The sequence below is a fragment of the Sphingomonas changnyeongensis genome, from assembly GCF_009913435.1.
GTDB classification, from domain to species: Bacteria; Pseudomonadota; Alphaproteobacteria; order Sphingomonadales; family Sphingomonadaceae; genus Sphingomonas_B; species Sphingomonas_B changnyeongensis.
In genome coordinates, this window is sequence record NZ_CP047895.1 from 569,228 (window position 1) to 591,440 (window position 22,213).

Here is a 22,213-nt window from a genome sequence, read left to right on the forward strand (position 1 = left end):
ATAGGCAAGAATCACCCGCCAGACTGCGTCATGATTTGCCTGCCGCGCCACAAGCGAGAGAGACCGTCATGGCCCATCTGCCCACCCCCGCCCCGCACGAAGCCGTGCATCTGATCGAGGATCCCGAGACCGGCCTGCACGGGGTGATCGCCATTCATTCGACCGCACTCGGCCCGGCGGCGGGCGGATGCCGGCTGTGGCAGTATGACGATGATGCCGCGATGCTCGCCGACGCGCTGCGGCTGGCGCGGGGCATGAGCTACAAGAATGCGCTCGCCGGCCTGCCCTTTGGCGGCGGCAAGGCGGTGATCCGCATGCCCGCCACGCTGCCCAGCCGCGCGCGGCTGTTCGCCGCCTTCGGGCGCGCGGTCGCGGGGCTGGGCGGTGCTTATGTCACCGCCGAGGATGTGGGCACGACCACCGCCGACATGGCGGAGGTGCGCGCAAAGACCCGATTCGTCGCCGGGCTGCCCGCCCGCCCCGGCCAGGCCGGCGGCGATCCCAGCCCGTGGACGGCGCTGGGCGTGTTCGTGGCGATGGAGGCGGCGGCGCGCAGCCTGGGGACCGGCCTGTCCGGCCTGCGGGTGGCGGTGCAGGGCGTCGGCCAGGTCGGCGCGGCGCTGTGCACATTGCTGCACGAGGCCGGGGCACGGCTGGTCGTGGCCGATGCCGATGCGGCGCGGGCGGCGGCGGTCGCCGCGCGGTTCGGCGCCGACATGGTGTCGCCGGGGGCGATCATTGCCGCCGATGCCGATATCTTTGCGCCCTGCGCGCTGGGCGGGGCGCTCGACCGGCAGACCATCGCGGCGCTGCGCGCCCGGCTGGTGTGCGGCGCGGCCAACAACCAGCTGGCGACACCCGAAGATGGCGCGCGGCTGGCGGAGCGCGGCATCCTTTATGCGCCCGATTATGTCGCCAATGCCGGGGGGATCATCAACGTCGCCGCCGAATATCTGGGCGAGGCAGCCGATGCGGTCGAGGCGCGGGTGCGGGCGATCGGCCCGCGCATGGCGCTGATCCTGGTGCGTGCGGGCGAATGCGGCGAAACCCCGGCGGCGGTCGCCGATGCGATGGCCGAAGCGATCATGGCCGAAGGCCGGGCGGGGCTGGGCAGAACCGGGCTGGCGGCATGAAAGCGGCCTCGGCGCGGATCAGCATCCTGGCCACCGCCGATCCCGGCACGCCGGCGCGCGTGCTCGACCAGCTTGCCCAGCGCGCGATCCTGCCCAGGGCGGTGACGATGGCCTGCCTGGGCGACATGGTGCAGATGGATGTGCAGCTGGACCCGATTGCCGATCACGCACTCGACCTGCTGGTCGAGAAGATGCGTGCGCTGATCGCCGTCGCCAAGGTCCGCGTCACCCGCAACCCGGCCATGGCCGGCGGCCACACCCCGCCGCCCCGGATGCCCGGAAGGCCACGTCAAGACAGGCTTTGCCGGGCCGCCCCAAGCGCGAATCCCCTTGTTCGTGAAACGCGTTCCTAGCTAGAGGGCAGAATCTTTGCGGGCAGATGCCCGGCCTGTCAGCGGGAGAAGAACGTGATGCGTGCCGATCTGGGTCTTGCGGCGCGGCCCGGTGCCGCCCTGGCGGAGCGCGCGGCATGAGCGCCCACACCGGAACCGCCGCCGCGCCCGTGCCCACCCCGCTCGAGCCGACCGGCGCGCTCAGCGTCGAGACCGTGCAGACCGTCCATCACTGGGACGACCGGCTGTTCAGCTTCCGCATCACCCGCCCGGCCTCGTTCCGGTTCCGCTCGGGCGAGTTCGTGATGATCGGCCTGCCCGGCGACAATGGCAAGCCGCTGCTGCGCGCCTATTCGGTCGCCAGCCCCGCCTGGGACGAGGAGCTGGAGTTCCTGTCGATCAAGGTCGAGAACGGCCCGCTGACCTCGCGGCTCCAGCATATCCAGCCCGGCGACCAGATCTATCTGGGCCGCAAGCCGACGGGCACGCTGGTGACCGATGCGCTCAAGCCCGGCAAAAGGCTGTTCCTGCTGTCGACGGGCACGGGTCTCGCGCCGTTCATGAGCCTGATCCGCGATCCCGACGTCTATGAGCTTTATGACCAGATCCTCGTCGCCCATTCGGTGCGCAAGGTGTCGGAGCTGGCCTATTTCGACCTGCTGGAGAGCAAGCTGACCGGCGATCCGCTGGTCGAGGATCAGGCCCGCGCGCAGTTCCATTATCTGCCGACGGTGACGCGCGAGGCGTTCCGCACCAGCGGGCGCATCGGCGCACTGATCGACAATGGCGCGATCTTTGAGGGCCTGAACGGCCCGGCAGCATTCGATCCGGCGACCGACCGGGTGATGCTGTGCGGCAGCATGGAGATGATCAAGGAGTTCGCCGCCCGGTTCGACGCGCTCGGCTTTGTCGAGGGCTCGAACGCCGCGCCCGGCGACTATGTGATCGAACGCGCCTTTGTCGGCTGACCCGGCGACCGGGCGGGGATTTTTGCGCGCCTAGCGGCGCGGGGGCGGTTGTTTGTGGTTCGGCTCACGCCGCACGGCGGGTTGTTTGTTGCGCGCCTCGCGGCGCGGGGGCGGCACCGGCCCGCTCCCCCACCCGGCCTCCCATAGCGTAACCTGCCGTTGGGAGGCCGGGTGGGGGAGCGGGCCGGTGCCGTTCTTCACAGCTAAGCCGTTCTTCCCTAATCAAACGTCCAGATTGGCGACGCTCAGCGCATTTTGCTGGATGAACTCGCGGCGCGGCTCGACGACATCGCCCATCAGCCGGGTGAAGATCTCGTCGGCCAGATCGGCCTGGGCGATCTCGACCTTGAGCAGCGAGCGGTTTTCCGGATCGAGGGTCGTTTCCCACAGCTGCTCGGCATTCATCTCGCCCAGCCCCTTGTAACGCTGGACCGACAGGCCCTTGCGCCCGGCGGCGAGCACGGCCTCGAGCAGTTCGGACGGGCGGGTGACAGCGATGCCGCGGCCGTCGGCGGGTGCGCCCTCCTCCCCCTCTTCAGCGGCTGCGGCGCGGACCGAGACGAGCCGCGACGGCTCGCGATAGCTGTCGGCCTGTTCGAGCGCGAGGGCATGGAGCTTGCGCGCCTCCGCCGAGCCCAGAAAGGCCTGTTCGATCAGATGATGGTCGGTCACCCCGCGCCACAGCCGTTCGAGATGATAGCCGCCCTCGGCCGCCACCCGGCCGGTCCACCGCGCCTCGGGATCGCCGCGGTCGAGCCAGGCGGCGACGCGGGCAATCGCCCCGCCCCGGTCGACCAGATCGGGGGCAAGCGCGCCGCCAAGGGCCAGCGCCTCGATGATCGCCGGATCGTAACGGCGCGGCGCATAGGCCATCAGCATCCGCATCCGCCGCGCATGTTCGACGAGCTGGCGCAGATCGGCCCCCGCCCGCGCGCCGTCGACGGTGTCGAGGCGCATCGCCTCGATGCCATTGTCGATCAGATAATCGTCGAGCGCGGCATTGTCCTTCACATAGGTCTCGGACCGGCCGCGCGCGACTTTGTAGAGCGGCGGCTGGGCGATGTAGAGATGCCCGCCGGCGATGATCTCGGGCATCTGGCGGTAGAAGAAGGTCAGCAGCAGCGTGCGGATATGGGCGCCGTCGACATCGGCGTCGGTCATGATGATGATCTTGTGATAGCGCAGCTTGTCGATCTTGAAATCGTCGCGCCCGATGCCGGTGCCGAGCGCCTGGATCATCGTGCCGATTTCCTTGGACGACAGCATCCGGTCGAACCGCGCGCGCTCGACGTTCAGGATCTTGCCCTTGAGGGGCAGGATCGCCTGATAATGGCGGTCGCGGCCCTGCTTGGCCGAGCCGCCGGCGCTGTCACCTTCGACGAGGAACAGTTCCGACTTGGCGGGATCGCGTTCCTGGCAGTCGGCAAGCTTGCCGGGCAGCGAGGCGATGTCCATCACCCCCTTGCGCCGCGTCAGCTCGCGCGCGCGGCGCGCCGCCTCGCGCGCGGCGGCGGCGTCGATCACCTTCTGGACGATCGACCGCGCATGCTGGGGGTTTTCCTCCAGCCATTCGTCGAGCTTGTCGGCCATCAGCTGTTCCATCGGCTGGCGCACCTCGGAACTGACCAGCTTGTCCTTGGTCTGCGAGCTGAACTTCGGGTCCGGCAGCTTGACCGACACGATCGCGGTCAGCCCTTCGCGCATGTCGTCGCCGGTCAGGCTGACCTTTTCCTTCTTGAGCAGGCCCGAGCGTTCGGCATAGCCGTTGAGCGTGCGCGTCAGCGCGGCGCGGAACGCCGCCATATGGGTGCCGCCGTCGCGCTGCGGGATGTTGTTCGTGAAGGCGAGGACATTCTCGTAATAGCTGTCATTCCATTCGAGCGCGATGTCGATGCCGATGGCATCGCGCTGGCCGGAAATGGCGATCGGGTCCGGAAACAGCGGCGTCTTGGCGCGGTCGAGCCATTTGACGAACGCGGCGATGCCGCCCTCGTAATACAGCTCATGCTCCACCCGTTCGGCATGGCGGGCATCGACCAGCTTCAGCCGGACGCCCGAGTTCAAAAAGGCGAGTTCGCGGTAGCGATGCTCGAGCTTGTCGAAATCGAACTCGGTGATCTTGAACGTCGCCGGCGACGGCAGGAAGGTGACGCGGGTGCCGCGCTTGCCGGCGGGCGCATCGCCGACCACCTTGAGCGGCGCCTCGGCATCGCCGTGGCGGAACCGCATGAAATGCTCGCGCCCGTCGCGCCAGATCGTCAGGTCCAGCCATTCGCTGAGCGCATTGACCACCGACACGCCGACGCCGTGCAGGCCGCCCGAGACCTTATAGGCATTGTCGTCCGACGTGTTCTCGAACTTTCCCCCGGCGTGCAGCTGGGTCATGATCACCTCGGCCGCGGACACGCCCTCTTCGGGGTGAATGTCGGTCGGAATGCCGCGGCCATTATCCTCGACCGACACCGAGCCGTCGGGATTGAGCTGGATCAGGATCAGGTCGCAATGCCCGGCCAGCGCCTCGTCAATCGCATTGTCCGACACCTCGAACACCATGTGGTGAAGGCCCGAGCCGTCGTCGGTGTCGCCGATATACATTCCCGGGCGCTTGCGGACCGCGTCCAGGCCCTTGAGCACCTTGATCGAGTCCGCGCCGTAGCTGTTGTCATTGGGGGTCGTTGCCATGACGAGGATATAGGGAATCGGGGCCCCGAACGGAAGCAAAATGGCCCGGCCGGGCGATTGTCGCGGGGGTGCGGGCGCGCTAGGCTGCGCGCTTCGGATAAAGAGGGGAACAGGCCATGCGCATCGGGGTGCTTCTGGGCGTGGGCGGCGGGCTTGCGGGCCTGTGCGCCGGAGCGTTGGCGGCCGCCGCGCCGGCGGGCGACGGGACCGGCCAGGCGCTGACCGCGCGGCGCGCGGGGTTCCGCATGTCGGCCGTCACCTTCGGCGCGCTGCGGGCGATGGGCGAAAGCGGCGACATCAGCCGCGCCGCCTTTCCGGCCAGCGGGCTTGCGCTCTGGGCAAAGGCATTGCCGGGCAGCTTCCCCGCCGGATCGGACGGGGCAGGCAGCGACGCGCTGCCGCTGATCTGGTCCGATCAGGCCGGGTTTGCCGCCGCGGCCGCCGCCTATCAGACGGCGACCGCGCGGCTGGAAAGCGCGGCCAAGGCGGGCGATGTCGCCGGCTTCCGCGCCGCGCTTGCCGAAACCGGCAAGGCCTGCGGATCCTGCCACGACCGTTACCGCAAGCCGCAGCCCAAATAAGGCCGGCCCCGGCGGCGTCAGGCGGGGCGCACGGCGACGATCGCGTCGATTTCGACCGCCGCACCCAGCGGCAGCGCGGGCACGCCGACGGCGCTGCGCGCATGGCGGCCCGCCTCGCCGAACACATCGGCCATCAGCGTCGAGGCCCCGTCGGCGACCTTGGGCTGGTCGGTAAAGCGCGGGTCGGAGGTCACGAACACGCCCAGCTTCACGATCCGCTCGACCCGGTCGAGCGAACCCAGCGCCTTGGCGATCTGGGCGAGCAGCATGATGCCGCACAGCCGCGCCGCCTCGCGGCCGCGCTCGACGTCCAGATCCTCGCCCAGCCGCCCGGTCACCACCTCGCCGCCGCGAAACGGCAGCTGGCCCGACACATAAAGGAAACCGCCCGCCTCGACCGTTGGCACATAGGCGGCCACCGGGCGGCCGGAACCGGCAGCTTCAGACCCAGTTCCTTCAGGCGATCATCGATGCTCATGCATGGGGCTCCATCATCTGGTCGGGAAAATCGGGGGTGGCGGGCAGCGTGAGACCCGGTTGCGCGATGCCCAGCCGCGCGGCGATCCACGGCCCGGCCTCGCGCCAGCAATCGATGCGCGCATGGGCATGGGGCGCGGGCGGCAGCATCGGGGCGAGCGCCGGTTCGGCGACCATGTGCAGCCGCTGCACATCCGGCGCGTGCTGCGCGACCGATTCGTGATGCACGGCCAGATCGTCGACGAACACCGCCGCGCCTGGCCCATATTCATCGAGCAGCCGCGCCACCGGCGCGCCCTTGCCGCCCTGGTTGCACACCACGCGGTGGCGGATGCCGATCGCCTCAAGCTGGCGCGCCCGGCCGTCCTGATGGTGATCGCCCAGATTGGTCAGCACGACAATGTCGGCGTGCTCGGCGATCGCCGCCAGCGTCTCGCGCGCATGGGGCACCGGCGTCTGGCGGTGCATTTCGGTGACGAAAAAGCCGTCGAGCAGCGGCCAGATCTCAGCCGGCGCGACCGGGCTGCCGCAGGCGCGGCGCGTCAGCGCGCGGGCAAACTCGCTGCCCAGTGCGAAATCAATGTCATGCGCCTCGCCCAGCCAGTCGCCGAAATGGCGGACCATGTGGAGCAGCACCTCGTCGCAGTCGGTGATCAGCAGCGGCCGGCTCATCGTTCAAGCTCCCGCCGCGCGGCAACCAGATCGGCGGGATCGACACCGAGCGCCGCCGCACAGCCAAGCAGATCCGGCTCATGCGCTTCCAGAAAGGCGAGCGCCGCCGCCAGACATGTCCGGTCGGCCAGCCGGGCGCGCAGATCGGCGGGCGACAGGCCGGTCAGGGCGAGCAACCGTTCGGCCCGGTCGCCATCCTCCAGCACCCAGACCAGCGCGGTCAGACCAAGCGTCTGCGCATCGCGATTTGTTTCAACCGGTTGCATCGTCTATGAGCCTTAGCGGGGGCGAGAAGAAAGCGGGGCACTGGTGCCGAAGAAAGTCCTTGTTGTCGAGGACAACGAGCTCAATCTCAAGCTGTTCTGCGATCTGCTCAGGGCACATGACTATGTTGCCGAAGCGGTGCGGGACGGCCGGGAAGCGGTTGCGCGGGCGCGGGATTTCGCGCCGGATCTGGTGATCATGGACATTCAGCTGCCGCATGTCAGCGGGCTGGAACTGATCGCGACGCTGAAGGCCGACGAACAGCTGCGGCCGATCCCGATCATGGCGGTCACCGCCTATGCGGCCAAGGGCGACGAGGAACGCATCCGCGCGGCGGGGGCGGAAGCCTATGTGTCGAAACCGATTTCGGTGATTCGCTTTGTCGAAAGCGTGGGCGCGCTCGTCTGACCGGGGCGTCCGGCACAACGCATCCGGACGAAAGGCCGGCGATTCCGGAAATGGTTCGGACGGGGCGGCGCGCGCCAGGGCAAGGTGCCGGCGCAGCGCAGGGCCCAGAGGCAGCACAAAATCTGCGCCCGGGATCCGAAGCACCCGGACAACGCAGATGCGGGCGGCGATCCGCCGCCCGGTGCCGGATTACTTGATCTTGGCTTCCTTGAACTCGACATGCTTGCGCACGACGGGGTCATATTTGCGGAAGCTCAGCTTCTCCGTCTGGGTGCGCGGATTCTTCTTGGTCACATAGAAGAAGCCGGTGTCGGCGGTGCTGACGAGCTTGATCTTGACGGTGGTCGGCTTGGCCATGACCGGTGAACCTTCATGAACTGGAAAAAGAAAAGCGGCGTCGCCGCCGCTCCCATCGGTGGGCGCTCATGCGCGAGGCCGGCCTGTGAGTCAAGGCCTGCGGATTTGAGCATCCGGGTATCTCCGGGCTCCCGGGCTTAACGCCTCCTTCACGCTCGCGCGCGAGGGTTTGGGCTGCGGGCACCGCGCGGGAGACTCGCACAGGCGCGGGCCGGGGAGAGGATGGGACAGGGATGAGCGGACTGGATCAGGCCTGCGCGCGCATCTGCGCAGAGATTGACGGACTGGCGGGCATCGCCGGGCGGGTGGCGCCGGCGCTGCTGTGCGCGCGAATCGACGGCATCCGCCGCACGGCACGTGATTACGGCCTGCATCCGGTTGCGGATCTTGCCCATGCGCTTGAAAGCGCCATGGCAGCCGGGGGCGCGCGGGGCCTGGTGGGCAGCTATCTGGACCTGATGCGCGAGGCGGCACGGTGCGGGCGCACCGACCGGGAAGCAAGCCAGATCTATCTGGCGGCTGCCCAGGTGCGGCTGAACTGAACCCGCCGGCCTGCCCCGGTGCCGGCCGTTTTTTTGGCCCGGCCCGCCACCTTTGCCTTGCCGCCTCGTTCTCCAGCCATCATGTCCTGACCGCAATGAGGAGGCATCGATGGCGAAAGTGGCTGGCGACCTGAAGACCCCGACCGATCTGGCGAGCAACGCGACGAAGAGCGTGGCCGACGCGCTCAACAGCGTGCTGGCCGACGCCTTTGCGCTCTATCTCAAGACCAAGAACTTCCACTGGCACGTCTCGGGGCCGCATTTCCGCGACTATCACGAGCTGATGGACCAGCAGGCATCGGAGATCCTGGCGGTGACCGACGACATTGCCGAGCGGGTGCGCAAGATCGGCAACACGACGCTGCGGTCGATCGGCGACATCGCCCGTCGCCAGACGATTGCCGACAATGACGCCGATTTCGTCACGCCGCAGGACATGCTGGCCGAGCTGCGCGACGACAATCTGAAGCTGGTGCAGCAGATCCGCGCCGCGCGCGAGGCCGCCGAGACCGCCGGCGACACCGCGACCAGCAGCATGGCCGATGACTGGATCGACCAGGCCGAAAAGCGCGCCTGGTTCCTGTTCGAAACCGGCCGGGGCGGCTGACCCGGAAGAAGCGCGTGTGCCGGGCGGGCCGCGGTTGCATTTCGCGCCCGCCTCGGTTATGCGCCCGCGCTTCGCGATCGAAGGGACTGCCCGGCCGGAATGGGCTGCCGCGGCCGTCCGCAATCGTCGAATAACGTAGAAAGGACGAAAATGCCCAAGCTCAAGACCAAGAGCGGTGTGAAGAAGCGCTTCAAGCTCACCGCGACCGGCCTGATCAAGCACGGCGTGGCCGGCAAGCGCCACCGGCTGATCAGCCACAACGCCAAGTATATCCGCCAGAATCGCGGCACCTCGGTGCTGTCGGACGCCGACACCAAGACCGTCAAGGCTTGGGCGCCCTACGGCCTGAAGTAAGGAGGACCCGACATGGCACGAGTGAAGCGTGGCACGACCACCAAGCTGAAGCACAAGCGGATTCTTGATCAGGCGAAGGGCTATTATGGCCGTCGCAAGAATACGATCCGCATCGCCCGCCAGGCCGTCGAAAAGGCCGGCCAGTACGCCTATCGCGACCGCAAGGTGAAGAAGCGCAGCTTCCGCGCGCTCTGGATCCAGCGCATCAACGCGGCGGTCCGCGCCGAAGGCCTGACCTATGGCGTGTTCATGCACGGCCTGAAGCTTGCGAATATCGAACTGGACCGGAAGGTTCTGGCCGATATCGCGATGCACGAAGGTGACGCGTTCAGCGCGATCGTCGCGCAGGTGAAGGCGGCGCTGCCCGAAGGCGCGCGCGTCGCCGCCTGATCCCGCTCACGGGATCGGCAACCGACCGGATCGGGCCGGGGCAGCGATGCCCCGGCCCTTTTCGCATCACCAGCGGAAAAAGCCGATCACCATGTCGACCACCCGCCCGGAGCGGATGTCGACCAGCAGCACATCGTCATAATAGCGGATCCAGCGATAGGCGCCCCAGGCCGGCGGCAGGCGATAGGCGAACGGATCGGCAAGCCAGTAGCCGCGCCCGAAGATCGGCGGCGCGATGATCAGTCCGGGGCGGAAGCGGCGATAGCCATGCGCCCAGCCCGGCGGCGGGACGTAGCGCGGCGGGCGGACGCCGCCATGGCGCGCGCGCCAGCCCTGCCAGTCATAACGCCGGTCCTGCCGCCAGCCAGGATCCCAGTCGCGCCCGCCGTCGCGGCCCCAGCCCCGGCGATCGCGCTGTGAGCGGTCGTCATCCCAGCCCTGTTCCGGCGCGCCGCCGGCGCGCCAGCGTCCATCGCGCCGGCCATCATCGCGCCAGTCCTCGTCTCGCCGGTCATCGCGCCGGTCGCTGCGCCAGTCCCCGGGGGTGCGATCCTGCCGGTCGCGATCATCGGTCCCGTCACGCCTGCCGGGTGCGCCCCGGCGGTCGTCCGTGCCACGCTCGGGTTCCCGCCAGCCGGGGCTGGTCCGCTCCCCTGCCCGCCCGCGATCGCCGCGATAACGCTGCCAGTCACGGCCGAGGCGATCGGGCGCATTGGTCGAATCGGGCGCGCGTTCGATGACGCCGACGTCCATCGTCGCCGGGGCCGACTGGTCCTGCGCGGCGACGGGAACCGGCAGCAGCGCCATTCCGGCCATCGCGATCAGCGGCACGCGCATCGACATTCTCCTTCATCCGCCCGCCGGTGCGGGCATCATCGCTGGCACAGACTGGTCGATCGCCGATGAAGGCAAGGTGAAGCGCGGCCCCGCCGCCCGTTCAGCTTTGGGCAGTTCAGCGGGCGTCAGGCGCAGCCGCGCCCGGCGACCGGAGCGGCGTGAGCGCGGGCACGGCGGCGGCGGCATCGCCCGGATCGATGCCCGGCGGCGGCAGCGCCGACACCGTCTCCGCCCCGGTCGCGATCCGCCCGGCCAGCCGGATCGCCTCGCGCAGCCGCGGATAGATGCCGCACCGGCAGATATTGGTGATCGCCGCATCGATCTCGGCATCGGCGGGCGACGGATTGCGGCGAATCAGCGCGGCCGCCGCCATCACCATGCCCGGGATGCAGAACCCGCACTGGCTGACGCCCAGCGCGGCAAAGGCCTGCTGCACCGGATGGCTGCGGTCGCGCGACAGCCCCTCGATGGTGGTGACGAACCGCCCCTCGCACGCGGCGATCGACACGCGGCAGCTGGGCACCGCCGCGCCGTCGATATCGACGATGCACGCCCCACATTCGCCGGTGCCGCAGCCGAACTTGGTGCCGGTCAGGTTCGATGCGTCGCGCAGCGCCCAGAGCAGCGGCGTCTGCGGATCGAGCGCATAGCTGACCGGCTGGTTGTTGACCGTGAAGCGGGTCACCCCGTCACTCGCGCCAGCTGGTGTCGATGCGATCGACCAGCCGGACCATCGCGGCGAAATCGGCCTTGCCCGGCCCGCCAGGGATCTGGACCTTGGACAGATCGCGCTGATGGACGGCCACCACCTCGTCGGGGATGCGGACGGCCTGGCCCATCGACAGCGTCGCCAGCTGGATCTCGCAGGCGCGCTGCAGCGACCAATGCTTGATGAACGCTTCGGGCAGCGTGCGGCCCATCACCAGAATGCCGTGATTTTCAAGGAACATCACCCGCTTGTCGCCAAGGTTGCGGATCAGCCTTTCGCCCTCTTCGCCGCGCACCGTCACGCCTTCGAACGGGTGATAGGCGATCTGGCCGATAAAGTTGCAGGCGTAGAAGTTGACCGGCTGCAGCCCGCCTTCGAGCGCGCTCACCGCCATACCGGCGGTCGTGTGGGTGTGGATGATGCAATGCGCATCATGCAGGTGCCGGTGAAACACGCTGTGCTGGGTAAAGCCGGCAAGATTGACCGGATAGGGATTGTCGTCGAGCTTGTTGCCGTCAATGTCGATCTTGACGAGGTTCGACGCCTTCACCTCGCTGAAATGCAGGCCGAACGGGTTGATCAGAAACGCCCCGTCCTCATCCGGCAGCTTCACCGTGATGTGGTTGTAGATCATCTCGTCCCAGCCGAGCATCGCGAAGACCCGGTAGCAGGCGGCCAGCTCCTGCCGCGCTTCCCATTCCGCCGCGCTCATGTCCGGACGCGTCTTGATCGCCGTTGCCATCCTGCCTCTCCTTTGTCTGTCCCCCCTGAGTATCGCACGGAAGCGCGCCGGCCTTCAACGGATCCGGGAACGGAACCCTTGGCCGCATTCGCGAGTCCTGAACCTGAGGACCGGCGGCCCCGACCCTCAGGCCGCCAGCAAAGGGAGGACCGGGCATGAACCTTATCCTGTGGCTCGTCATCGGCGGGGTCATCGGCTGGCTGGCGAGCATCGTCATGCGCACCGACGCCCAGCAGGGCATATTGCTCAACATCGTCGTCGGCATCGTCGGCGCGTTCATCGCCGGGCTGGTGGTGGCCGGCGGCACGATCAACAGCAATGATTTCTCGCTCAGCTCGCTGATCGTGTCGTTCCTGGGCGCGGTGGCGCTGCTGGCGATCGTCAACCTCGTGCGGCACGGCAGCGTGCGCTGAGGGGACCGGTCAGCGCAGCTCGAACCTGACCTGCAAGGTCACGCCCAGCGTCTGTTCGCCCGGCATGATCTTGGTGTCGGCGGCGGTCGCTTCCATGCGGAGCATCGCGACCGGGATCGGCCGTCCGGTGTCGTCGCCCTCGCGGATCGCGACGATGCGGTGGACGGTCAGCCCGGCGGCCTCGGCATAAAGGCGGGCGCGCGCCCGCGCCGTCGCCACCGCCTCGCGCCGCGCCGCATCGAGCGCGGCGGCGGGATCGGCCACCGTCAGGTCGGGACCGTTGATCTGGTTGATGCCATTTGCGACCAGCGTGTCGAGCACCGCCCCGGCGCGGCCGATATCGCGCAGCCGCACCGACAGGTTGTTGACCGCGCGGTAGCCGGTGATCACCGGCGGCCGGTTTTCGGCATGGCGATATTGCGGCTGCAGCGAAACCTGCTCGGTGCGGATATCCGCCTCCGCCACGCCGGCGCGGGCGAGCGCGGCGATCACCGCCGCCATCCGCCGGCTGTTGTCGGCAAGCGCGGTCCGCGCATCGGCGGCCTCGGTCACCACCCCTGCGCCGATCACCGCCAGATCGGGGCGCACCTGCACCTCGCCGCGCGATTCGATGTCGAGCACCGTCCCCGTCACCGGGGCGGATGCGGGCATGGCGGGCTGCGCCAGCAGCGGCTGGAGGACGGGCGGGGCCGCCAGCAGCGGCAGCGCGACAAGGGGGTGGAACAGGCGCATGCAGGTCTCCGGTTGCGGGTGAGCCCAGCAGTGACGCCGGCGCGCTAAACCGGGGCTGAACGGCAGATCAGGGCGCGCGCAGGCGCAGCACCAGCCGGTAACCGATGACCAGCGCCAGCGCGCCACAGGCGGCACAGGCCCCGCTGGCAAGCGGGGTGAGCGCCGGGCCGAGGATCGACAGCACCAGCGCCCCGCTGCCCACCGCCCCGGCAATGCCGAGCAGCAGCGCGACGACGAAGCCGCCGGGATCGCGGCGCCGCAGGATCAGCGTCACGGCAAGGCCTGACACCAGCCCGACCGCAATCCACAAAAACAGATCCCGTTCCAACGCAGCCCTTTCCTGACGCGCCGCCCGCGAAGGGCAGCGTGCACAGTTCAGCCGCCGTAGCGGCAAAGGCAAGCCCGGATGCGGCGAACCGCCCGACCTGCCCGGCGCAATTTTCGCGCGGGCGGCGGCGCCGGAGGCGTCCGGGCGTCGCCGGGCGACGTAGCTGGGCCGGAGCGCCTTCCGTGGCGGCGGATTCGGCACTTGAGACAGGTGACTTATTAGGATAATACAGCGGGTGTTTTCCAGGACCGCCGCTGCGGAAGGTTGAGCTGATGAACTACGAAACGAACGTCCTGTCGCAGGATGTGGGCCAGCAGTTGATTGATACGGGCGCGCGGCGCCGGCGCGCGCTGATCGTCGGGATCGCCGTCGTGCTGGTCGCGGTCATCGGTGCCTATCTGCTGTTCGGGCGCGGCGGCGACACGGCCTCCGCCCCGGCCAAGGGCGGCAAGGCGGAGGCGCCGCACGTCTCGGTGATCGTGCCGGCGCGCCAGCCGGTGGCGCGCACCGTCTCGGCCACCGGTCAGCTGGCGGCGCGGCGCGAAATGCCGGTCGGCGTGGTGGGCGAAGGCGGCATGGTGCAGCGCGTTCTGGTCGAACCGGGCGACTGGGTGGCCGCAGGGGCGGTGCTCGCGGTGATCGAGCGCGCCGTGCAGGCGCAGCAGAACGAATCGCTCGCCGCGCAGGTCGGCGTGGCCGAGGCCGATGCCCGGCTGGCCGATAACGAACTGGAACGCGCCCGCCAGCTGGTCGCGCGCGGGTTCATTTCGCAGGCCGATGTCGACCGCCGCACCGCGACGCGCGATGCGGCGCTGGCCCGCGTGCGCGTGGCGCGCGCCCAGCTGGCCGAAGCGCGGGCGCGCACCGGGCGGCTGGACATTCGTGCGCCGGCAGCCGGGCTGGTGCTGACCCGCGCGGTCGAGCCGGGCCAGGTGGTCGGCGCGGGCAGCGGCGTGCTGTTCCGCATCGCCGCGGGCGGCCAGATGGAGCTGCGCGCGCAGCTGGCCGAATCCGATCTGGCGGGGCTGCGCCCCGGCGTCCGCGCGACGGTGACGCCGGTCGGATCGACCCGGTCGTTCACCGGCGAGGTGTGGCAGGTGTCGCCGATCATCGATCCCAACACCCGTCAGGGCACGGCGCGCATCGCGCTCGCCTATGATCCGGCGCTGCGTCCGGGCGGCTTTGCGCAGACCGATGTCCTCACCGGCAATATCGAGGCGCCGGTGCTGCCCGAATCGGCGGTGCTGAGCGACAATAGCGGCAACTTCGTCTATATCGTCGACGGGGCGAACAAGGTGGCCCGCCGCGCCGTGCGCACCGGCCAGGTCGGCGACAATGGCATCGCGATCATCGACGGCCTGAACGGGACCGAACGGGTCGTGCTGTCGGCGGGCGCGTTCATCAATCCGGGCGAGACGGTGGTGCCCGAGCGCGTCAACCCGGCGCGGCGCTGAGCATAGCTGAGGGAATAAGCGCGATGAGCTTTCGCAACATCTCGGCCTGGTCGATCCGCAACCCGGTGCCGCCCATCGTCCTTTTCGTCGCGCTGACGCTGGCCGGGCTGGTCGCCTTCTGGCGGATGGACGTCAACGAGAATCCGGACATCAGCTTCCCGGCCGTGCAGGTCGTGGTCGCCCAGCCCGGTGCCGCGCCGACAGAGCTGGAAACCCAGGTCACCCAGCGCGTCGAGGCGGCGGTGCGCGGCATTTCGGGCGTCGATGAAATCTCGTCCTATGTCAGCGAAGGCAACAGCCGCACGATGGTGCAGTTCGCGATCGGCACCCCCGTCGACCGCGCGTTCAACGACGTGAACCAGGCGGTCTCGAACATCCGCGGCGATCTGCCCGAAGGCATTCTGGAACCGCAGGTCGCACGCATCGACATCGCGGGCGGCCCGGTGACCTATTATTCGGCCGAAGCGGTCGACATGACGCTCGAAGAGCTGTCCTGGTATGTCGACAACACGGTTGCCAAGCAGCTGCTGGGCATTGGCGGCATGGCTCAGGTGCGCCGTTCGGGCGGGGTGAACCGCGAGATCCGCGTGATCCTCGATCCCGCCCGCATGCAGGCCCAGGGGCTGACCGCCGCGCAGGTCAATCTGCAGCTGCGCCAGATCAACCTCAACGCCGCGGGCGGGCGCGCCCAGATCGCCGGATCCGAACAGGCGGTGCGCGTGCTCGGCAATGCGGCGACCGCCTATCAGCTCGGCCAGACCGAAATCTCGGTCGGTGGAGGCCGGCGCGTGCGCCTGGCCGACATCGCCACCGTGCGCGACAGCTATGCCGAACAGCGCAGCCTTGCGAAGATGAACGGGCGGCAGGTGCTCAGCTTCTCGATCGCCAAGGCCAAGGGTGCGTCCGACGTGACCATCCATGACGAAGCCGAAAAGGTGCTGCGCGAGCTGGAAAAGGCCAACCCCAAGGTCAGGTTCAGCATCCTGTTCACGCGCACCGACTATGTGAAGGAACAGTATAAATCGTCGATCTGGTCGATGGTCGAGGGCGCGGTGCTCGCCGTCGTCGTCGTGTTCCTGTTCCTGCGCGATTTCCGGGCGACCATCATCTCGGCGCTCGCCATCCCGCTGTCGGCGATCCCGGCCTTCTGGTTCATGGACCTGATGGGCTTCACGCTCAACAATCTCAGCCTGTTGGCGCTGAGCCTGGTGTCGGGCGTGCTCGTCGACGACGCGATCGTGGAGATCGAGAACATCGTCCGGCACATGCGGATGGGTAAAAGCGCCTATCAGGCATCGATCGACGCCGCCGACGAGATCGGCCTCGCCGTGCTCGCCACCACCATGGCGATCGTCGCGGTGTTCCTGCCCGTCGCGCTGATGCCGGGGATTTCGGGCCAGTTCTTCATCCAGTTCGGCATGACCGTCGTCGTCGCGGTGCTGATGTCGCTGGGCGTCGCGCGCATGATCACGCCGATGATCGCCGCCTATTTCCTGAAGGCGCATGGCGAGGTCGAACATGGCGGCGGCTGGCTGATGGACCGTTACATGGCGATCCTGCGCTGGTCGCTTGGCCATCGCTGGTGGACGGTCGGCCTCGCGGTCGCGTCCTTTGCCGCGACCATCGTCGCTTTCGCGACGCTGCCGATGCAGTTCCAGCCGACCGTCGACAGCGATTTCAGCCAGGTGAAGATCGAGCTGCCCCCCGGCTCGACGCTTGCGCAGACCGAGCGGGTGACCGACCGGGCAGCCGATCTGCTCAGCCGCCAGCCCGAGGTCGCCGCGGCCTTTGCCGATGTGAATGTCGGCAATGGCGACATCTTCATCACCCTCAAGAAAGGCCGGGAACGGTCGAGCGTCGAGTTCGAACGCGCGCTCCAGCCGCAGCTGGCGGCGATCGCCGATGCGCGGGTCAGCTTCCAGTCCCAGTCGGGCGGGTTTTCGGGCCGCGACATCACGATCGTAATCGGCGGCGACGATCCGGTCGCGCTCAACGCCCAGGCGCTCAAGATCGTGCGCGAAATGGGCCAGCTGTCCGAAGTGCGCGCCGCGCGCATCGAGGGCGACATGAGCCGGCCGGAAATCCTGATCAAGCCGCGGCTCGATCTGGCTGCCGATCTGGGCGTGACGACAAGCGCGCTCAGCCAGGCGATCCGCATCGCGACGCTGGGCGACATCGACCAGAATGTCGCCAAATTCTCGCTGTCCGACCGGCAGATCCCGATCCGGGTGATGCTGCCCGAACAGGCGCGGACCAACCTGTCGACGATCGAGAACCTGCCGGTGCCGACGGCGACCGGCGGTTCGGTGCCGCTGAAGGCGGTGGCGGAAATCAGCTTCGGCGCGGGGCCAACCGAGATCCGCCGCTACAACCAGATCCGCCGCGTGGTCATCGGCGCCGATCTCGCGCCCGGCGTGATCAACAGCCAGGCGATGGACAAGATCAACAAGCTGCCCAGCTATGCCAACCTGCCCCAGGGCATCCGGCGGGTGACGCAGGGCGACGCCAAATGGCAGGCCGAGCTGGTCCAGAACTTTGTCATCGCCGTTATCTCGGGCGTGCTACTGGTGTTCGCGGTGCTGGTGCTGCTCTACCGCCGGGTGATGCCGCCCTTCGTCAACATGGGCTCGCTGCTGCTCGCCCCGCTGGGCGCGGCGATCGCGCTCCACATCGCCGGCCAGCCGGTGTCGATGCCGGTGTTCATCGGCCTGCTGATGCTGCTCGGCATCGTTGCCAAGAACTCGATCCTGCTCGTCGATTTCGCGCTGGAGGAAATCGGCAAGGGCGTGCCGAAGGACGAGGCGATCCTCGATGCCGGGCACAAGCGCGCCCAGCCGATCGTGATGACCACGGTGGCGATGGTCGCCGGCATGATCCCGACCGCGCTGTCGCTGACCGGCGATGGTGCGTGGCGCGCGCCGATGGGCGTGACGGTGATCGGCGGGCTGATCCTGTCGACGCTGCTGACCCTGATCATCGTGCCGGCGGGTTTCAGCCTGGCCGACGATCTGGAACGGCGGCTGGGCCGGCTGCTGTCGCGGCTGCTCACCTTCCGGCCCGGCGATGATGGCCGGCGCGCGGCGCAGCCGGCGGAATAAGGGGTTGAACCCGAACGGGGGTCGCGCTTTGTCTCGGTCATGAGCGTGCCCCCTCCCTGCCGCCGCCCCCGGTCCCGTCTCTCCCCCCGCGCCTGCTGGCCGGCCCGCGCGACGGCGCGGCGGACGGCGTGGCGGGCCTCAGGCGGATGCGGCTGGTGGCGACCGGGCTGCTGATCCTGATGGCGGCGATCTTCATCGGCGCACGGCTGCTTGAGCCCGCCGATCCGGCCCTTGCCCCGGCGCTCGGGTTCGTGCGCGCCTTTGCCGAAGCGGCGATGGTCGGCGGGCTGGCCGACTGGTTCGCGGTCACCGCGCTGTTCCGGCATCCGCTCGGCCTGCCGATCCCGCACACGGCGATCATTCCGCGCAACAAGGACCGGATCGGCGACACGCTCGCCCGGTTCCTGCGCACCCATTTCCTGATCCCGGCGGTGGTCGCCCGGCGGATGCGGCGGGTCGACGTGGCCGGCGCGGCCGTCCGCTTCCTGACCCTGCCGACACTGGGCGATGGCCGGGTGCGCGACGGCGCGACGCGGCTGGCCGCCGATCTGCTGGAGGCGCTCGATCCCGCAAGCCTGGGCGGCATGGCGCGCGAGGCCATCGACACGCGGCTGCGCCGGCTGGATGCGGCCCCGCTGCTCGGCCAGGCGCTCGGCGCGGCGCTGGCCAAGGACCGGCACCTGCCGCTGATCGACGGGCTGCTGCGCTGGACCAGCCGGGCGCTGGAGGCGAACGAGCATGTCATCCGCCAGATGGTGCATGAGCGCGCCGGATCGATCCTGCGCTGGACCGGGCTGGACGAGACGCTGGCCGACAAGCTGATCGACGGGCTGTTGCGGCTGATCGACGACGTCGCCGCCGATCCCGGCCATCCGCTGCGCATGCGGATCGACCAGGGGCTGGCCGACCTTGCCCATGATCTGGAACATGATCCGGCGATGGGACGACGGGTCGCCCGGCTGCGTGACGAGCTGCTCGACAATCCGGCGATGCGCGCCTGGATCGACGGGCTGTGGGAACAGGCGCGGGCCGCATTGCTGCGCGCCGCGCGTGACCCGGGCGCGGCCGCGTCGGGCCGGCTGGGCGCGGTGCTCAGCCAGCTGGGGACTGCGCTGACCGCCGATCCGCGGTTGCAGCGCGCGCTCAACCGCTTTGCGCGGCGCACCGCGACCGGCTTTGCGGCCCGCTATGGCGATCCGCTGGTCAGGCTGGTCAGCGACACGATCCGCAGCTGGGACAGCCAGACCGTGACCCGGCGGGTCGAAGATGCCGTCGGCCGCGACCTGCAATATATCCGCATCAACGGCACGCTGGTGGGCGGGCTGGTCGGCCTTGCCCTGCACGGCCTGTCAGTCTGGCTCTGACGGCCAGGCGCGGATCAGCCCTCGCTGTCGCGCTCGATGTCCGCGCCGACCGCGCTCAGCTTTTCCTCCAGCCGTTCATAGCCGCGGTCGAGGTGATAGACGCGCCGCACCTGCGTCTCGCCTTTGGCCGCCAGCCCGGCGATGATCAGGCTCATCGACGCGCGCAGATCGGTCGCCATCACCGGCGCCCCGGTCAGCCCGGCCACGCCATGGACCACCGCAGAGCGGCCGCGCACCTGAATGTCGGCGCCCATGCGCGACAGCTCGGGCACGTGCATATAGCGGTTTTCAAAAATCGTCTCGGTCAGCACGCTCGACCCTTCGGCGAGGGTCAGCATGGCCATGAACTGGGCCTGCATGTCGGTGGCAAAGCCCGGATAGGGCGCGGTCGACACCGACAGCGCCTTGAGCCGCCCCGATGCGGTGATCCTGAGACCATCGGCCAGTTCCTCGACCTCGACCCCCGCCTCGCTCAGCCCGGCAATGGTGGCGCGCATTTCGCTCGCGCGCGCGCCGACCAGATCGAGCTTGCCGCCGGTGATGGCGACGGCACAGGCATAGCTGCCCGCTTCGATCCGGTCGGGCATGACGGCATAGGTCGCGCCGTGCAGCGCGCGCACCCCGTCGATGGTCAGCGTTTCGGTGCCCACGCCGTCGATCCGCGCGCCCATCGCGATCAGGCAGCGGCAGAGATCGACAATCTCCGGCTCGCGCGCGGCATTGTTGAGCACCGTGCGGCCGGAGGCGGTGACGGCGGCCATCAGCGCATTTTCGGTCGCGCCGACCGACACGATCGGAAAATCGACAATGCCGCCGGGCAGCCGCCCGCCAGGGGCGGAGGCGCGGACATAGCCGCTTGCCAGTTCGATCTTCGCGCCCATCGCCTCGAGCGCTTTCAGATGCAGGTCGATCGGCCGGTTGCCGATCGCGCAGCCGCCGGGCAGCGAGACGGTCGCTTCCCCGGCGCGGGCGAGAATCGGGCCGAGCACCAGGATCGAGGCGCGCATCTTGCGGACGATGTCATAGGGGCCATCGTCGCGGTCAGGCTGGTCGCGCGCATCGTCATCACGCGGCCGAAATCCTCCGGCCTTGTGCCTTCGGTGGTCGTCGACACGCCCAGCTGGTTGAGCAGATGGCCGAAACTGTCGACATCGGCGAGCCGCGGCAGGTTGCGGAGCGTCAGCGGCTCATCGGTCAGCAGCGCGCAGGGCAGCAGGGTGAGCGCCGAGTTCTTCGCGCCCGAGATCGGCAGGCGGCCCTCAAGCGGGCGGCCGCCACGAATGACGATACGGTCCATGTCGGGTGCTTAACGCGTGCAGGGGCGCGCGCAAGTGGCGGCCGGTGGCAGCGTCACGCTTTCTCGAGCGTGCACTGCAGCGGGTGCTGGTGCTGGCGCGCAAAGTCCATGACCTGCGACACCTTGCTCTCGGCCACCTCATAGGAAAAAATGCCGCAGACGCCGACGCCCTTCTGGTGGACGTGCAGCATCACCCGCGTCGCATCCTCGATGCCCATGCGGAAAAACCGCTGCAGCACAAGGACGACGAACTCCATCGGCGTATAATCGTCGTTGAGCATCAGCACCTTGTAGAGCGACGGCTTTTTGGGCTTCGCGCGGGTGCGCGTCGCCACGCCGACGCCGGTGCCAGGGCCGGTTCCGGCATCATCCTCGTCGCCCGCCATAAGCGGCGCTTCAGGGCAAATGTCGCGCGGGTGCTGAATCATGGCCGGATCAGAATATGGCATCGCCCCGCCCGGCTGCAAGGGCCGGGCAAAAACGGGAACGGGCCGCTCCCCGGGCTTTGCCGGGGAACGGCCCGTCTGGAACAGGGTCCGGCGCGATCAGGCGACGGTCTTGATCTTCTCCGCCGCCACCGCGACGCGGTTCGACAGCGGCTGCATGACGTCACCGGCCAGCTTCAGCACGGTTTCGCTGGTCTTGGCGGCATCGGCGATCATGTCATCAAAGCTCTTGCGCATGAAATCGCTCTGCATCTGGAACAGCTCGGTCGGGGTCTTGGCCGAAGCGAAGCCCTTGAACGCCGCGGTCGCCTGTTCAAAGCCCTTGCGCGCGGTTTCGGCAGCGTGCTGGCCAAGCGTTTCGGCAGCCTTGGCGGCGACGCGCGAGCTTTCGACCACGGCTTCGATATTGCCCTTGTTCAGATCGCCCAGCTCTTCGAGCATCTTGGCCGAACGCTCCATCGCCGCCTTGGCGCGGTCGTTCATTTCGGCGAACATCGCCTGGGCGCGAGCCTGGGCGTCGGCGGCAAAGCCGGTGGCGGTTTCGGCGGCGGTGTGGACGGTGTCGGTCATCTTCGGTCCTTCGGTCGGCGCCGGGGCAACGCCCGCAGCGGGGAGGGTTTGATCGGTCGGGGCAGCGGCAGCAGGCACGGCCGGAGCCGGAACAGGATCGGCCACAGCCGTGACGGGTGCAGCCGGTTCGGCCTTGATCACCTGAGCCTTGACAGGTTCGGCCTTGACAGGTTCGGCCTTAGCAGGCGCGGTCTTGGCAGAGGCCGCCTTGACCGGCGCTGCCGGGATTGGCTGAGCCGGTGCAGCCGGCTTGGGGGCGGCAACCTTGGCGACCGGCTTTTCGGCAACCGCCGCCGTCGGAGCGGCCTTGGCCGCCTTGGGCGTGCCGGCCTTGCTGCCGGGCTTGTTGGTCCGTGCGCTCATCGCAGTCTGTCCCGAACGATGCCGGGCCGGACAACCCGGACCGGAGCGTTTTGCTGCATTGCACAATAATGCTTGCGCGGCTCCGGTTCAAGC

General features: G+C 68.8%; 24 protein-coding genes and 2 pseudogenes. 13 read left to right on the forward strand and 13 right to left on the reverse strand.

What is annotated here, in order from left to right:
• Window positions 1-68: 68 nt before the first annotated feature.
• From GVO57_RS02900 to GVO57_RS02910, 3 genes are all read left to right on the forward strand, one after another.
• Window positions 69-1,133, forward strand: coding sequence for a Glu/Leu/Phe/Val family dehydrogenase (locus GVO57_RS02900; protein ID WP_160591695.1), 1,065 nt, complete (start codon window positions 69-71; stop codon window positions 1,131-1,133).
• Window positions 1,130-1,486, forward strand: a complete 357-nt coding sequence (locus tag GVO57_RS02905) for a hypothetical protein (RefSeq protein ID WP_160591697.1) — start codon at window positions 1,130-1,132, stop codon at window positions 1,484-1,486. The genes GVO57_RS02900 and GVO57_RS02905 overlap by 4 nt, the downstream gene beginning before the upstream one ends.
• Window positions 1,487-1,602: 116 nt before the next feature.
• Entirely contained in the window at window positions 1,603-2,433 is an 831-nt protein-coding gene (locus GVO57_RS02910; RefSeq protein ID WP_160591699.1) for a ferredoxin--NADP reductase, read from the forward strand.
• 222 nt (window positions 2,434-2,655) lie between these two features.
• Here the strand turns inward: GVO57_RS02910 and gyrB are convergent, their stop codons facing one another.
• Window positions 2,656-5,115 carry a DNA topoisomerase (ATP-hydrolyzing) subunit B gene (gyrB, locus tag GVO57_RS02915; protein ID WP_160591702.1) on the reverse strand — a complete coding sequence of 820 codons (2,460 nt, stop codon included), beginning with the start codon at window positions 5,113-5,115 and terminating at the stop codon, window positions 2,656-2,658.
• A 116-nt stretch (window positions 5,116-5,231) separates the two neighbouring features.
• Between gyrB and GVO57_RS02920 the strand changes: the two genes are divergently transcribed.
• Window positions 5,232-5,696, forward strand: a complete 465-nt coding sequence (locus tag GVO57_RS02920) for a cytochrome c (RefSeq protein ID WP_160591704.1) — start codon at window positions 5,232-5,234, stop codon at window positions 5,694-5,696.
• A 17-nt stretch (window positions 5,697-5,713) separates the two neighbouring features.
• Here the strand turns inward: GVO57_RS02920 and GVO57_RS02925 are convergent.
• The 3 genes and pseudogenes from GVO57_RS02925 to GVO57_RS02935 form a co-directional block, all read right to left on the reverse strand.
• Window positions 5,714-6,174: pseudogene (locus GVO57_RS02925) on the reverse strand (RidA family protein).
• Entirely contained in the window at window positions 6,171-6,845 is a 675-nt protein-coding gene (locus GVO57_RS02930; protein WP_160591706.1) for an HAD family hydrolase, read from the reverse strand. Before GVO57_RS02930 ends, GVO57_RS02925 begins: the two are co-directional and overlap by 4 nt.
• On the reverse strand, window positions 6,842-7,111 hold the full coding sequence (locus tag GVO57_RS02935) for a DUF3572 family protein (protein ID WP_160591708.1): 270 nt from the start codon (window positions 7,109-7,111) through the stop codon (window positions 6,842-6,844). Before GVO57_RS02935 ends, GVO57_RS02930 begins: the two co-directional genes overlap by 4 nt.
• Before the next feature lie 43 nt (window positions 7,112-7,154).
• On the opposite strand from GVO57_RS02935, the gene GVO57_RS02940 reads away from it, so the two are divergent.
• Window positions 7,155-7,517, forward strand: a complete 363-nt coding sequence (locus GVO57_RS02940) for a response regulator (RefSeq protein ID WP_160591710.1) — start codon at window positions 7,155-7,157, stop codon at window positions 7,515-7,517.
• A gap of 189 nt (window positions 7,518-7,706) precedes the next feature.
• Here GVO57_RS02940 and rpmG read toward each other — a convergent pair whose 3' ends face one another.
• A complete protein-coding gene (gene rpmG / locus GVO57_RS02945) occupies window positions 7,707-7,874 on the reverse strand; it encodes a 50S ribosomal protein L33 (protein WP_066571778.1) in 168 nt (55 codons plus the stop codon).
• Between the two features lie 233 nt (window positions 7,875-8,107).
• On the opposite strand from rpmG, the gene GVO57_RS02950 reads away from it, so the two are divergent.
• The 4 genes from GVO57_RS02950 (at window position 8,108) to rplT (ending at window position 9,767) form a co-directional block, all read left to right on the forward strand.
• Window positions 8,108-8,416, forward strand: coding sequence for a hypothetical protein (locus tag GVO57_RS02950; RefSeq protein WP_160591712.1), 309 nt, complete (start codon window positions 8,108-8,110; stop codon window positions 8,414-8,416).
• Window positions 8,417-8,525: 109 nt separating this feature from the next.
• Window positions 8,526-9,023, forward strand: a complete 498-nt coding sequence (locus GVO57_RS02955; RefSeq protein ID WP_160591713.1) for a Dps family protein — start codon at window positions 8,526-8,528, stop codon at window positions 9,021-9,023.
• 150 nt (window positions 9,024-9,173) lie between these two features.
• On the forward strand, window positions 9,174-9,377 hold the full coding sequence (gene rpmI, locus GVO57_RS02960) for a 50S ribosomal protein L35 (protein ID WP_160591714.1): 204 nt from the start codon (window positions 9,174-9,176) through the stop codon (window positions 9,375-9,377).
• A 12-nt stretch (window positions 9,378-9,389) separates the two neighbouring features.
• Window positions 9,390-9,767, forward strand: coding sequence for a 50S ribosomal protein L20 (gene rplT, locus GVO57_RS02965; protein ID WP_160591716.1), 378 nt, complete (start codon window positions 9,390-9,392; stop codon window positions 9,765-9,767).
• A 66-nt stretch (window positions 9,768-9,833) separates the two neighbouring features.
• Here the strand turns inward: rplT and GVO57_RS02970 are convergent, their stop codons facing one another.
• The 3 genes from GVO57_RS02970 to GVO57_RS02980 all read right to left on the reverse strand — a co-directional run bounded on the left by GVO57_RS02970 (window position 9,834) and on the right by GVO57_RS02980 (window position 12,055).
• A complete protein-coding gene (locus GVO57_RS02970; RefSeq protein ID WP_233281446.1) occupies window positions 9,834-10,604 on the reverse strand; it encodes an RcnB family protein in 771 nt (256 codons plus the stop codon).
• A 115-nt stretch (window positions 10,605-10,719) separates the two neighbouring features.
• A complete protein-coding gene (locus tag GVO57_RS02975; protein WP_160591720.1) occupies window positions 10,720-11,289 on the reverse strand; it encodes a (2Fe-2S)-binding protein in 570 nt (189 codons plus the stop codon).
• Between the two features lie 4 nt (window positions 11,290-11,293).
• Window positions 11,294-12,055, reverse strand: coding sequence for a class II aldolase/adducin family protein (locus GVO57_RS02980; protein WP_160591722.1), 762 nt, complete (start codon window positions 12,053-12,055; stop codon window positions 11,294-11,296).
• 155 nt (window positions 12,056-12,210) lie between these two features.
• Between GVO57_RS02980 and GVO57_RS02985 the strand changes: the two genes are divergently transcribed.
• Window positions 12,211-12,468: a GlsB/YeaQ/YmgE family stress response membrane protein gene (locus GVO57_RS02985; RefSeq protein ID WP_160591724.1), complete on the forward strand. Its 258-nt coding sequence runs from the start codon at window positions 12,211-12,213 to the stop codon at window positions 12,466-12,468.
• Window positions 12,469-12,477: 9 nt separating this feature from the next.
• Here GVO57_RS02985 and GVO57_RS02990 read toward each other — a convergent pair whose 3' ends face one another.
• Window positions 12,478-13,200 (reverse strand): SIMPL domain-containing protein, encoded by a 723-nt coding sequence (locus tag GVO57_RS02990; protein ID WP_160591726.1) that lies wholly within the window; start codon window positions 13,198-13,200, stop codon window positions 12,478-12,480.
• Between the two features lie 67 nt (window positions 13,201-13,267).
• Window positions 13,268-13,528 carry a GlsB/YeaQ/YmgE family stress response membrane protein gene (locus GVO57_RS02995; protein ID WP_160591728.1) on the reverse strand — a complete coding sequence of 87 codons (261 nt, stop codon included), beginning with the start codon at window positions 13,526-13,528 and terminating at the stop codon, window positions 13,268-13,270.
• A 272-nt stretch (window positions 13,529-13,800) separates the two neighbouring features.
• Here GVO57_RS02995 and GVO57_RS03000 point away from each other — a divergent pair, with 272 nt between their 5' ends.
• From GVO57_RS03000 to GVO57_RS03010, 3 genes are all read left to right on the forward strand, one after another.
• A complete protein-coding gene (locus GVO57_RS03000) occupies window positions 13,801-14,982 on the forward strand; it encodes an efflux RND transporter periplasmic adaptor subunit (RefSeq protein ID WP_160591730.1) in 1,182 nt (393 codons plus the stop codon).
• A gap of 23 nt (window positions 14,983-15,005) precedes the next feature.
• Window positions 15,006-18,080, forward strand: coding sequence for an efflux RND transporter permease subunit (locus GVO57_RS03005; protein WP_160591731.1), 3,075 nt, complete (start codon window positions 15,006-15,008; stop codon window positions 18,078-18,080).
• 146 nt (window positions 18,081-18,226) lie between these two features.
• Window positions 18,227-19,444, forward strand: a complete 1,218-nt coding sequence (locus tag GVO57_RS03010) for a DUF445 domain-containing protein (RefSeq protein WP_160593788.1) — start codon at window positions 18,227-18,229, stop codon at window positions 19,442-19,444.
• 14 nt (window positions 19,445-19,458) lie between these two features.
• Here GVO57_RS03010 and murA read toward each other — a convergent pair.
• From murA to GVO57_RS03025, 3 genes and pseudogenes are all read right to left on the reverse strand, one after another.
• Window positions 19,459-20,741, reverse strand: a pseudogene (gene murA, locus GVO57_RS03015) (UDP-N-acetylglucosamine 1-carboxyvinyltransferase).
• Window positions 20,742-20,794: 53 nt separating this feature from the next.
• Window positions 20,795-21,127: an ATP-dependent Clp protease adapter ClpS gene (gene clpS, locus GVO57_RS03020; protein WP_201752677.1), complete on the reverse strand. Its 333-nt coding sequence runs from the start codon at window positions 21,125-21,127 to the stop codon at window positions 20,795-20,797.
• A gap of 159 nt (window positions 21,128-21,286) precedes the next feature.
• Window positions 21,287-22,120 (reverse strand): phasin family protein, encoded by an 834-nt coding sequence (locus GVO57_RS03025; protein ID WP_160591733.1) that lies wholly within the window; start codon window positions 22,118-22,120, stop codon window positions 21,287-21,289.
• Between the last annotated feature and the right edge of the window lie 93 nt (window positions 22,121-22,213).